The sequence below is a fragment of the Draconibacterium sp. IB214405 genome, assembly GCF_033963885.1.
Taxonomy (GTDB): Bacteria; Bacteroidota; Bacteroidia; order Bacteroidales; family Prolixibacteraceae; genus Draconibacterium.
Window position 1 is genome coordinate 1,602,992 of record NZ_JAXBMA010000001.1, and the last position, 12,828, is coordinate 1,615,819.

The 12,828-nt window shown below is 38.2% G+C and carries 11 protein-coding genes; 2 read left to right on the forward strand and 9 right to left on the reverse strand.

From position 1 onward, the window contains the following. Positions 1-83: 83 nt before the first annotated feature. The 9 genes from SLH46_RS06335 to SLH46_RS06375 all read right to left on the reverse strand — a co-directional run bounded on the left by SLH46_RS06335 (position 84) and on the right by SLH46_RS06375 (position 9,922). Complete coding sequence (locus SLH46_RS06335; protein ID WP_320280317.1) at positions 84-2,453, reverse strand: TonB-dependent receptor; 2,370 nt, start codon at positions 2,451-2,453, stop codon at positions 84-86. 52 nt (positions 2,454-2,505) lie between these two features. Continuing rightward, positions 2,506-3,234 (reverse strand): head GIN domain-containing protein, encoded by a 729-nt coding sequence (locus SLH46_RS06340; protein WP_320280318.1) that lies wholly within the window; start codon positions 3,232-3,234, stop codon positions 2,506-2,508. A 68-nt stretch (positions 3,235-3,302) separates the two neighbouring features. Further along, the gene (locus tag SLH46_RS06345; protein ID WP_320280319.1) at positions 3,303-3,473 is read right to left on the reverse strand and encodes a hypothetical protein; all 171 of its coding nucleotides are present in this window, start codon (positions 3,471-3,473) and stop codon (positions 3,303-3,305) included. Next, complete coding sequence (locus tag SLH46_RS06350; RefSeq protein WP_320280320.1) at positions 3,470-4,657, reverse strand: DUF418 domain-containing protein; 1,188 nt, start codon at positions 4,655-4,657, stop codon at positions 3,470-3,472. Before SLH46_RS06350 ends, SLH46_RS06345 begins: the two co-directional genes overlap by 4 nt. Positions 4,658-4,878: 221 nt before the next feature. Beyond that, the gene (locus SLH46_RS06355) at positions 4,879-5,583 is read right to left on the reverse strand and encodes a helix-turn-helix domain-containing protein (protein WP_320280321.1); all 705 of its coding nucleotides are present in this window, start codon (positions 5,581-5,583) and stop codon (positions 4,879-4,881) included. A 441-nt stretch (positions 5,584-6,024) separates the two neighbouring features. Beyond that, a complete protein-coding gene (locus SLH46_RS06360; protein WP_320280322.1) occupies positions 6,025-7,167 on the reverse strand; it encodes a helix-turn-helix domain-containing protein in 1,143 nt (380 codons plus the stop codon). A gap of 74 nt (positions 7,168-7,241) precedes the next feature. After that, complete coding sequence (locus tag SLH46_RS06365) at positions 7,242-7,943, reverse strand: CPBP family intramembrane glutamic endopeptidase (protein ID WP_320280323.1); 702 nt, start codon at positions 7,941-7,943, stop codon at positions 7,242-7,244. Between the two features lie 5 nt (positions 7,944-7,948). After that, positions 7,949-9,241, reverse strand: a complete 1,293-nt coding sequence (locus SLH46_RS06370) for a pepsin/retropepsin-like aspartic protease family protein (protein ID WP_320280324.1) — start codon at positions 9,239-9,241, stop codon at positions 7,949-7,951. 12 nt (positions 9,242-9,253) lie between these two features. Beyond that, on the reverse strand, positions 9,254-9,922 hold the full coding sequence (locus SLH46_RS06375) for a hypothetical protein (RefSeq protein WP_320280325.1): 669 nt from the start codon (positions 9,920-9,922) through the stop codon (positions 9,254-9,256). Between the two features lie 245 nt (positions 9,923-10,167). On the opposite strand from SLH46_RS06375, the gene SLH46_RS06380 reads away from it, so the two are divergent. Both SLH46_RS06380 and SLH46_RS06385 read left to right on the forward strand, forming a co-directional pair. Beyond that, a complete protein-coding gene (locus SLH46_RS06380) occupies positions 10,168-10,920 on the forward strand; it encodes a hypothetical protein (RefSeq protein ID WP_320280326.1) in 753 nt (250 codons plus the stop codon). A gap of 546 nt (positions 10,921-11,466) precedes the next feature. After that, a complete protein-coding gene (locus SLH46_RS06385) occupies positions 11,467-12,822 on the forward strand; it encodes an NAD(P)/FAD-dependent oxidoreductase (RefSeq protein ID WP_320280327.1) in 1,356 nt (451 codons plus the stop codon). Positions 12,823-12,828 lie beyond the last annotated feature (6 nt).

Here is a 12,828-nt window from a genome sequence, read left to right on the forward strand (position 1 = left end):
TATAAATCCCTGTAATCAGGGGAAAAAGAAAAGGTCGTCAGTTTTGGCGACCTTTTTTTGCTATTCGAATCTAATCCTCGATTTTAGAATTCTACCCTGTAATTCAGAATCGGAATCATTCCATTCATATAGTTTTTTTCAACTTTTCCGGTTTCCGGACTATAGTATTCATCCCAAACGTTTAACCGGCCGCTTACATTCTGCACATCCAGCGAAACGATCCACGACCACGATGGTTTGTTTTTGCGGTAGCTGATTCCGCAGTCAACACGGAAATAATCGGATACTTTGGTTTCAAAAGCTCGTGAATAATCCCTGACTTCGCGGTTTTGATCAAGCGATGCTTCCAAATCAAGCGGGGTGGTGCGGTAGCCACCTCTCCACATGGTTCTCATGTTTAGTCCGAGTATGTTTTGCTTGTTCTTTCCAACTTGAAATTCTTTTCCTCCAACCACGTTGAAAATGTATTTGCTGTTAAATGCGGTGTTTCGTTCAATACCGTCGGGCATGGTATATTTCGATTCGAAGAGTGAAGCGGTAGTCAACATGTACCAGTTGTTGGAGAAGAATTTTTCAAGGGTAAGTTCTAAGCCGTAATTTCTGCCGGTTCCCTGGTTTGTCAGTTTTTTGTTGGTAAAACCGCTGCTAAAATTAAGCACACTTACCGTGTTGGTCGAGTCGTTCGGATCAACCGGAACGTCATACAAATACTGATAATACACTTCTGCTTTCAAACGAAAATCGCGTGCAAAATTCCAGTTGTAGCCTAAAACTACATGAGCTGCTTTCGAGATTTCCAAGTCTTCATTTGGTTGAATGATGCTGCCATCGCTTAACTCTTTCTCTGCCAGATAAATTGAAATTGGCTCAATTTTGCTGTGTAACCCGGCTCCAAAATTAATGCGGTGCTGCTTATTTATATCCCAGCGGATTCCTATTCGAGGTTCAATACTATAATTCTTGTTCAGTGCCAGAAAGGTGTAATGAAGCCCCGAATTGATATCAATTTTTTCATTCACTCGGTATTTCCATTGAAGGTACGATTCAAAAACCTGGGTACTTCCTTTGCTTTTTACTTGTTGTTCCATTTTTCCGGTATCAAAATTCAAATCTGTGGCATCGAGATTAAAGCCGCGGTTATGGAAAATGAAACCTCCCATCAACACGTGCTGTGCATTGAATTTGTGATTGATAAATGAATTAAAACTAAATGTGTTGTAGGTGAAATTTTCGTCGGCGATTGTGGCCGGTTTTAGATCGTAATCCAGCGAATCAACCGTTGCACCATCTTTGGTATGCGAGTAGGCAGCCACCGTTTTGATATACGTTTTAGAATTGGGGAAAAGATAATTGTGGGTAATTCCAACTATTCCAAGTTGATGATCTTCCGTGTCACGGAAACGATCGGACCGGTACATCCATTGCGAAGTGTCCTGAACAACGGTTGAACCGGCAGAGCTAATTCCTCCCAGTCCCCAAATTGAAAAGTATCCGGCTTTTTTTGTGGGAATATAAAATTTATACGACAGGTCCTGCCATTCGGGAATGATGTCACCTCCGCTGATATCGATACCGACTTTACTTAAAAGTTTCAGTGTTGAATATCGGTAGTTTAACAAGTAAGAAGCTTCACTTCCTTTTTTTAGCGGGCCTTCGAGGGCCGCCTGTGCTCCCAGCACTCCCAGCTGAAAAGCATATTCGTGTTTTTCGTAGTTACCATTTCGCAACTTTAGGTCGAACACTCCTGAAAGAGCATTTCCGTATTCTGTCGGGAATGCTCCGGTGAAGAAATCGGAATTGGCCAGTACCTGTGTGCTCAGTGCCGAAACACCACCTCCTGAACCTCCTTCTCCATTGGTAAAATGGTTCGGATTTGGAATCTCGATTCCTTCCATTCGCCACAACATACCGCGTGGGGAATTACCGCGAATTACCAGTTCGTTGTTTTCGTCATCTGCAGAAGAAACTCCTGCAAAGGATTGTGCAGTTCTTCCCGGATCATTAATTCCGGCAGCAATGCGTGAGGTAGATTCCACTGTGATTTGAGTTGCACTGATGGTTGCCATTTGATTGATGGGTTTGCTTTTATCATCGAAAGCGTAAACCGTCACTTCGTCCAAATCGGAAATAGATTCTTTCATCTCGATGTTTAAAACCACCTCACGACCTGAGCCAACCATGATTTCATTCAAAGTAACATCCTCATAACCGAGGAATGTTACTTTAAAACTCTGTCTTCCTACCGGTACTTTTTCAATCCTGAAATTCCCGTTCGCGTCTGAAGCCGTACCTTTTAACGTACTCCCGCCTGTTAGCAAAACAACGTTGGCACCCGGCAAGGGACCTTTTGTGTCGGCATCGGTAATTTTTCCTTTTACGGTTTGAGTTAGCTCCTGCGCATACATAAACGCAGGGAGGATGCATATCAAAATAGTTAATAGTATTGTTTTCATAGCTTTTTGTTTCTTGTTTCGCTTGAGTTTCTGTTTTCTGTTGCTTTGTTTTCTAATTCATCTTGATAATTTGTGAGGCATCTTTCAGGTCTTGACTTTGGATGATTCCGTTTCCTTTGTAATAAACTTTTGAGGCTCCACTTGCAGTAACATCGAGTTTTTGCTGAACGGTTAAAGCGATTTCAGATCCTCCGGTCAGATCGGCATTTAGATGGTCGCTTACAAAGCTAAATCCGGTCATTTCAGATGCTCCAGACGCATCGATTTGGAAGTTGGTACAGACACCATCGATTTCCATTTCGGAGGCGCCTGAGATCTGTGTCGTTAATGTTCCGGTTTCAAGAGATCCTTTAAACTTGCTGGCTCCTGTCAATTCAATTTCAAATTGATCGTTAATTAAGGCATCGTAGAATTCAACCGATGAGGCACCTTCTGCCAGAACTTTTGAAAGGGAAGTGGTTGTAATGTAAACGTTTAAAACCGGGGCGCCGCTAATGTTGGTATTCTTCGCTAGTCCAACAGACAAGAGATCGCCTGTTTGATTCATTTCGATAAATGAATGCAAGTTTTCGTTTGCTTCAATCTGAACGGATTCTTCTGTTTCTGAAAAACTAACATACACATGGAAAACGTCTGAAATGGCTAACTGGCTAACACCCGACGCAGGAAAATCGGTAGTGGTGATTTTTGCTGATGGAATTACATCGAAATGATCCTTTTCGCAAGAAGTAAATAAAACTCCTACTGCTAAAATTGCTGCTAAAAATACTTTTGTTTTCATGACTTTAAATTTTAATTGTTACTAATGTTATTGTTTAAACTTTATGTTTTTAAAAGTTGATTTCATTGTCAAAATTGAGACATTGTACAGGTAGAATCGACCGACTGCGTAAAGTCGAACTGTTTCATTGCAGTATAATTGGTTCGATTGAATTCCTCAATTCGTTCGACTTTGTTGTAAGTGTCAGTAGTTGTGATGTTTAATGCGATTGTTGCTGCTTTGATTAGATTCGTTTTCATAATGTTTGTTTTTTGGGTTTGGCCATTTTGTAACTGTATTTTTTCCAGATAAATTCAATAGGTCCCTGGTTAAATCGCTTCAGATAGAAATAGGTGATAACGGTTTGAAATACATAAAATCCGATGGCAATCATCCACGATTGAAAATTTGTAAGTTTCCCGAAAAGATTAAAGAGGTTGAAGCAATGATAGAATACAAAAACATAGAGAAACGATTGTAAAATATAATTGCTCAGAGCTGTCCGTCCAACGGGTTTAAAAAACTGTAATACTTTTCTGGATGAGTTGAATTGGTATAGTTTAAGGAATGCCGAAATATAAAAAAGGCTTTGCAAAATCATTCCAGCCACCAACACAAAGGGGACCCAGATTAATGAATAATCCAATTCGAGTTCGCCAACCGATAATTTATAGAATATAAAACTGGCAGCCAACCCAAAGGTCATTCCTAAGGTGATAACCCATGTAGTCAGTTTACCGTGCTTTTCAGGATGGCTAAAGAAATCGACTTTTGCCAGGATAAATCCAATCAGCATATTTCCAAAAGTGAAAGCAATGGTCAAGGGCATGTCTCTTAGGAAATTTGTCCAGGGATTGAACATGAAATTTAGCTTCAAATATCGGAGAAAGGAGGTTGCAACCGGTACTTCCCGGGCCAGTTCGAAATTGTAGTTGTGAGATGCCCAGCCTAAAGCTGTTAATCCGATATAAAGAGCGCCGGTTAAAACAACATTCAATATTATTGCTAAAACGAGCAATTTTTTTAACGACAAATTCCTTAGTGCCAGCAAGAAAAGGCCGCCAACTGCGTAGGTCATTATTATATCGCCATTCCATAACAGGTAGGAGTGTAAACTGCCAATTCCAAACAGCAGTAACATTCGTACAATAAAATACTTTTTGAAGTCCACATTTTTCTCGGCTGCCCGTTGCATCTGAATGTAAAATCCAAAACCGAACAAAATCGAGAAAATGGTAATGAACTTTTTGTCGACCAGGAAGTGAAATAAAAAGGTCATTAACGAATCCAGTTCACCACTTACCGTTGAGTTCGCCTGATAAGGAATATTTGCAATTATTATCCCCAGCAAGGCGAATCCGCGTAAAGCATCAACAGAATCAATTCTGTTCTTTTTCGTTGTCTGTTGTAATCTTGTTTCTTGTATTTCCTGTTTCTGATTCATCGTTAAAACTTTTTCGTGTTGAAAAATCGTTAATGCAAATATCAAGTGAATCAGTGGTTTATGAAAGTTTTAGGTGTCGCGTATCCCGAAATCAGAACAAGCTAAGTACCAGAATGCAGAATTCAGGACAAAAGGAGATTTGTAGTGCAGAAATCAGGACAATGAAAATTTGTGTCTGCAGGATTCAGGACATCGTTGAAAGGAAAAAAGGGAGAATAATTTTAGTTGCTTCTGAAATTTCCGGGTGTTTTTCCGGTTTTCTTTTTAAATGCGATGTACATTGCCGAACGTGATTTGAATCCGGAATCCAAACCGATCCCTTCAATCGAAAGGTGATCGTTGTTTTTATCGTTTAGGATTTTCAGAGCCTTTTCAACCCGATAATTATTTACCCATTCGTTAAAGTTGTAGCCAAATTTTTTGTTGATGCAGGTTGAAATAGTACGTGCCGAAACAGAAATTTCTTTGGCAAAATCGTGAATTGATAAATCCTGATTCAAATAGTATTGTCCGCTTTCCATCGAATTTTTAACGGTTTCACACATTGTATTCGATGATTTGGATTTGTCTTCTTCTGATGAATCTTTTCGAACAGGTTTTTCTGTAGTCTCAGCTTTTGGGTAGAAAAGATCCTGTTGTGTGAATGCTTTATAACTGACTATATAAATAATGATGGAAACGATTCCCCAGATTCCCACCACAATATCGGATTGACCAATTCCACCCGTAAGAATCCGGATTAATTCGATTCCCCATAAAAGGACAACCGGAACGAAGATCAGTACAAATTGCCAGAGCCAGTTAATTTCCAAAAGTGTAATGTCGGAATACTCATTCTTCACAATGTTACGGTATTTTATCGTTTCTACGATGGCAATTGAAACTGCTGAAAAAGTAAGTAAATAAGCATAATATTGAATCGCCATAAAGAATTTGTCGACAGTATCGAATTCGATATAACTATAAATCGAATTCCCATTCAGAACAAATATTCCGAGGTTGATGAAAGTAAAACCGACAACTATAAACGCCAGAATATAATGAATGCGAATAAATAATTTATAAGGAGATGCCCGCTGTAATTTAACAAGAACATAATGTAGGAAAAGTGTAGGAAATAAGAGCTTTACTTCCGGGAGAGTAAAATATCGCTCTAAAGAATATCCTCCTATCTGGTTAAAAGGTAAAAGATCAGTCGCTGCTCCTAATATAAAGGTAATCAGAAATAACCCTAAGAGTTTGTTCGAGAAGCTTTTGTGCTTTTTTGAAAAAATGAAAATGAATCCGAGAAGAAATCCCTGAAAAACAGCTGCCCAAATTAAAGTTGTTATGATTATTTCCATAAGTTTTCGGCTATAAAGTTTGTTTTATGCAACAGCCATCGAGTTTTTCCGACGGTATTCAGTTGGAGTAAATCCTGTGTGTTTTTTGAAAGCTGTGTTAAACGACGATTTTGAATTAAATCCCACTTCATATAAGATCTCCAAAACCGTATATTCTTTGCGGTCGGGAGAAGTTAGCAATTCCATCGCTTTTTCAATTCTGTATTCGTTCACAAAGTCGAAAAAGTGTTTGTTGAGGTGGTGGTTGATCAAAATAGAAAGTTCGCGTGATGAGATTTTCGTTTCTTTTGCCAGCGTATGCAGTGTAAGCGAGGCATCTAAAAATGGTTCCTCTTCTTTCATATATTGATTTACACGCTCTGCCATTTTGTTGTTTTCATCCTCCGATTTTAACGCTGAATTATCTACATTCTGCTTTACCAGTTTTTGAACAGAAGGTTGTGCCTCTGTCTCGTCAATAAAAAGTTCGGGCGAACGTAATCCTAAAATAATGAGCCAGCAAAACAGAATTAAAACTGCCGTTATGACAACATACGAGATGAACGAAAAACTCTCGAATTGAAATACCCACCGGGTAAAGATATTTACCATGGATAAAGAAAAAAGCACGGCAACAAACAGAATTAAATTTGAGATATATCCATACCTTTTTGTGTTGGTGTTGGAATAGTTTTCGAAGAAAATTTCTTTGTGTTTTGTTAATTGACGGTTTGCAAAATAGAGATAAAGAAAGGTTTGTAAATACAGTACGGCGTAAAAGGCCAGGCCAACAATTCTTTCTGTTTTCGCCGGCACATTTTCCTGCCTAATTTCATAAACGATGAGGGAAAGAACCACGCCGAGCAGAATAAAGAATGGCAAGGTATGCCACAAGTCTTGTGTTTTTAATTTGTAGTTGGGGAACAACGAAGTTTTTATGTGCAAATACAGCGCAGGAGCTGCCAGGTAAATAAAGAGTTGCAATAATACTGTTATGTTTTCCGACCAGCGCTTTAATATCAAATCGGCAAAAAAATCCAATACGTTGTAAGCCAGCAACATGATAAAGATGGCAATGAAAAAGTTGCTTAGCCTTTTCCCTTCTTTATTAAAGATGAGGTAAATAGCAAACAAAAATGCCTGAAATCCCGCAAGTAATTCGATTGCATTTAAGAACGTTATTTCCATTTGGTTAGAATTTGCTTCATACAATAATACAAATAAATGGAGATTGTATAAAACACAGATTAATGGGAAATATTCTAACTCAAAAAGAAGAAAATGTTCTCGAGTGCCCACTTTGTAATCATACGTTCTTTATCAAGAAAAATCATAGTTATTCCAAAAACATCATAAAATCCATGTGTAAGAACCAGCACCCACAGGTTGTTTTGATTTTTGTAGAATATCGAACTGAACAGCAATGCCACAAATCCGGTGGTAATTATTCCCGAGGTTCCCTGGTATAAATGGGCAAAACCAAATGCAAAAGATGAAATTAGTATTGCTGCTGCCCATGCCGACTGACTGTTTCCAAAAATGCGGGCTAGTTGCTTAAGCATGTAGCCGCGGTATAAAAATTCCTCGCCAAATGCGGCAAAAATCCACATAACGGCCAGAAAAACAAGGTAGTTTTGCCAGTTTCCTTTTAATCCTTCGAAATTGCTTAAATCGGTAGCACCATAAAAATATTCAATTACGGGTTGAAAGATAAAATCGTTTACAATGATGATGAGAATGGTATACAAAATGGCTTTGAGGACAGTTTTAGCAAACGGATTTTTCTGAATTCCAAAGAACGACCAGTCCCATTTTAGCGCCCAGGCAGTGATTAGGATTATTACGAATCCGAGGATAGTTCCATAATTACTGGTGGCAATCGAAAGTGTTAGAATTAAGGAAATAATCGATAGAATTACGGCGGGCTGTGTAAGAAAGAATGCCGCTTTTTGTCTCGCTTTCATGTTAATTAGTTAAAGGTTACCGACGCATATTTAAAACTGATAATCATTTCATCGAACTGTTTAATGTAGTCCTGTCCAAAGTTCCCGTGGAAATTGTTTTCCTCGCCACCAATATTTTCAATGTGTAAACGAACGCTGTCAATGCTGGTTTCTGAGTCTGCAACCTTTAATTTGAGATTGTCGATTACAAAACCTTCAAACTCAAGAATACCACCGCCGCTACCGGCTGTAAATTTTTCTTTTTCGTAAGTGTTCTCAATCGGGCTTTTATAATCTTTATAAAATTGCGGATAAAGAGATGTAGTTGACGCTCCGGTATCAAAATTAAAGCGTAAAGTATCGCCCTTGTATTCGGCGGCAATAATTGGCATCAGACCATCCAAAGCAAAATTATTGTACGAGTATTCAACCGGTTCCTTTGGTACAAAAATCTGGTTGTCCTTGCTCACCCGAATTTCATCCATGGCTTCAATGACCGGAAATCCAATTGCACCGTTTATATAATAATCGATTTGCGGAAAAGAAAGGTCTTTATCATCGAGAACCAAAAAGAAGACATTTTTAAATGTAATGCCGCCAATTGAAAGTTCGGGGGCAATTGCGATATCGCTTTTTACACGTAAGCCGGTTGCTGCGGTTACATAAAAATCGGCTTCGGTTATTTCTAAATTCAGCTTTTTTGCCAGCGAACGAACCATTACCGAAAAATTAGCCCCTGTATCAAAAAGCAGGTTTTTGGTGGAATCCCCAAAACTTACATCGATATTAAACAAACCGACTTTATCCCTCGTCATAGGAATTATTGCATCGGCGGTTTTGATGATTTCCTGTTTGGGAACATCACTTAAAGCGCGCCAGATTTTGATTTCATTTTGCAGGTTTTCCAGTTTTGACGAATCATTCAGTGCTGCAAAATTGTTTTGAATAAATTCGCTGGCATTTGCGGCCTCTGCATATTCGTATAGATTTACATGATTCAGGAGCTTTGTTTTGTACAGCTCGTTACGCATCGAATCGGAAAGAGTGGCGCTGTGTTTTTCGAGTAATTCACCAATGGTTTGGTTCGATTTTTCTGCCTGATTAAATACATTGTAAATCAATGCTCCGTAGTAAAGTTTGTCTGTTTCTGAAAGTTGATTGAGATTGTGGCCGTAGGTTTCTTTCAGTTTGAAATAATCTGAAACCTCAATTAAATGGTCCAGCTTATTCAAAACCTGTTGATTGGATATTTTGGAATCGGGTATTCCACAGCCAAATAAACCCGTGGCGATAATTAGTATTGATAAAATTCTTTTCATGGCTTTTTAGTCTTATAATTTTAATGAATTGCGTAATGCCTCTTGCAGCTCTTTGTTTTTCTCCAGTGCTTTTCTGTAGTGAATGTTGTTTTGTTGAATAAGGGAAATTACGCCAAGATACATGTTGGTAAATTCCAGGTTTTGATAGCTCTCTTCATTTACAAATTTCAGCGTTAATAAATTGACAGTTTTATATAAAACAGGAAATCCGTAGTTATCCATGTGTTTTTGATAGTACTGTTCCACATTCTTCACCTCATTCAGAAAAGTGTAATACGAACTTATTTTCTCCTTTAACTGATAATCCGAAATAAGATTTAAATTTCCACTGTTGATGATGTCTTCGTAGGTGTCGTTGGTGGCTGAAAGCCATTCGATGTACATCATTTCTGTCACAATCTCGCGTGCGAGATCTTCGCTTAGCGGCTTGTTTACTACTTCTGTTTCTTTTAAAATGGAAATCAGCTTATCTGCTTTCAACTGACTGCTTGATGCAATTGAATCGAGTTTAAGATCATCGTTCTGAACGTCTCTGTAAAAACTGCTGAGGTATTTATTTTCCAGTTTTTTCTCAACGGCGTCTTCACGCCAGTTATTCAGAATAAATCCGGCAGTTATACCAATAAAAACAACCAGTATCTCCAAAGTATAATGCCATCCGTTTGTTTTGCTTTTGCTCATTGTATTTTCATTTGAAAACAAATGTGCTTCAAAAAGCGAAACTGTGCGACCGAATAAATAAAGTCGAACGCTTTTATTCTCGATTTTTGATCATTCAAATTGAATTATGTGTGGCTGGAGTGCCTGATTTTGAAGCATAATAGCGCACTCACTATTTTAATTGATATTGAAAGAAATCATTCCGGTCATTCAGAAATAATTTCTACATTTAAATAGATTTTATCTAAAAATTCATTCTGCGCGAAATGACTTTTTCAAATCAGGGACATAATTCCATTACACCTCCGTCAGGAAGTAATTCGGTACTAACCGATGTTCGGAATTTTCTACTGCATAAACCAAAAATAAAAACGCGCATCCGGTTTGAGTCTCCCGAAGAAAGAATAGCATACAATCATCGGATTATGCAGCGGATTGGAATAAAAACGGAGAAATATTCGGTTTTGAATATCCATAAAATCGGGATTGATGCTCCGGTAAGTTATGTTTTTAACGAACTCATGAACTGGAACGGCGATTCTACATGCTGGCCAAATCATGTGGCAAAAGTCAAACGAAAAGAAGACAAAATTGAAAAAATTAAGATACTGCCTTTTGGATGGAAAAAATATCCTTTTGGTTTAAAAAAGGGATTTCTGGGATTTCATTTCATCCCACTGTTTTCGCTTAACTCTATCCGGATTAAATCAACTCCTGATTCGTTTGACTTTGATAATGCCAGGTATTTGCTCTACAAAAGCAGCGGTGGTTACCCCATCGGAATATTTGCCATGTATGTGCGGTCTTCGATTAAAGAGTTGGGTGAGAATTCGCAAAGTCAATTGTTCTTTCTGGTAAGTTTTAACTTCTATGGCAAAGAAAACTTTGATAAGTTGAATTTAATCAACCGGATTTGGGAGGGAGTGCATGACCGCGTAACCACTAATGTGATATCGAGAATTAAACAGCTTTGCGAGTGGCGCATTTATAAAATGGAAGAGAATAGGCGAAATTTGTAAGTATTCGAGAATCGTTTTGTGTTTTCGCATTTATAAATATCTGATTTAAAATTATTTTATGTTGATCCCTCAATCAAATGTGATTTCTTAAGACATGAAAAGTTGAATTCGTACAAATTGGTGTATGTGTTTGTTCAAGCGTTTGAATTTAAGTGATTAAGCCGGATTTGTGGCAATTTTTGAGATATTGAAATTGAAAGACAAATACTACCAAGTCTATAGAATAAATATAGTAGTGTTCTATCGTATTGCTTTTTTTCTTAATTTACTCCAACTAACAAGACAGATTTTATAGACTAAAGCGATTTAACACAGGTGTTTACCATCAGCTCAAAAGAAGGCTGCCTGTGATAGATGAATTAAAACTATCGGTAATGCTTAAATGTGTATTAGCGATCTTCCTTCAACATATAATACCCATTCATTAAGTGCTGTAATTGCAGGTCTCGAAATACAGGCCTTTAAAAGATAAGAAAACAGAAAAAAGCAGGTTTGGTTATCCGGTATCTGAATTGAGGTACAGCAATAATTAATTGAGCAATAATCATGGGGTATAACGTTAACAATCTGGTGTTACATGATGGTTCCACAATCGGGGTGATCGGTGGTGGGCCTGCCGGTAGTTTTTTCTCCTATTTTGCACTGGATTTTGCTCAACAACAGGGTATTAAAATCAATATCGATATCATTGAAGCGAAAGATTTTAATTGCACCGGCCCCAGAGGATGTAATCATTGTGGGGGCATTGTTTCGGAATCATTAATTCAGATGCTTTCAACCGAAGGAATCGAACTTCCTTCAACTGTTATCCGGCGCGGAATAAAATCCTATACACTTCATTTTGAACAGGGTGGTACGGTAATCGAAACACCGTTTCGGGAGCAACGAATAGCGTCGATGTTTAGAGGAATCGGGCCACTTGGCGACGATAACAAAGACCAGGAAAGTTTTGATAATTACCTTTTGGAATTGTGCCGGAAAAAGGGAGCTCAATTTATTCAGGATACAGTGATTGAAATGAACAGAGTTACCGACGGAATTGTCGTGAAAACCCGCAACGAGCTGATAAAAAAATACGATTTGGTTGTTGGAGCCGCCGGATTAAACGCACGAACTCTGGCGTTATTTAATCCTTTAATAAGCGACTTTAAACCACCCGAGACAACAAAAACATACGTTGCCGAATTAAAACTCGATCGCCAAATTATAGACCAGTATTTTGGCAATTCGATGCATGTTTTCCTGTTGAATATTCCGAATATAAAATTTGGCGCATTAATTCCGAAAGGACAGTATGTTACTTCGGTTTTGCTGGGATCAAATATCGACCTGGAAATTGTAAATAAATTTTTGTTAGCCGAAACCGTAAAAAACTGTTTCCCTCCGGATATTGATATCAATGAAATTATGCCTTGTCAGTGTTATCCCCGAATTAATGTGGTGAACGCTAAAACAGCCTACGCCGACCGGGTGGTGCTGATTGGAGATTCATCTTCCTCGAAACTGTATAAAAATGGAATCGGCGCGGCCTATATAACAGGAAAAGCGGCAGCCGCCACAGCAGTTTTTAACGGATTTTCGAAAGCTGATTTTCAGCAACACTTTCAACCTGTTTGTACTACGCTCGACAAAGATAATCGAATAGGAAAGTTTATATTTTCGGTAACTTCAATAATTCAAAAAGCCTCATTTCTAAAAAGAGGGATTTTAAATATGGTGATTAAAGAGCAGCAAAAAAGTAGCTTAAAACGTGAAATGAGTTATGTGTTGTGGGATACTTTCACCGGCAGTGCACCTTATTCCAATATTTTGAAACGGGTTTTACATCCGGGCCTAATTTTTAACCTGGTTTGGAATATTATGGTTGGGAACATCAAAAAACAGGGACCAGTTGAAAATTAGCAATGC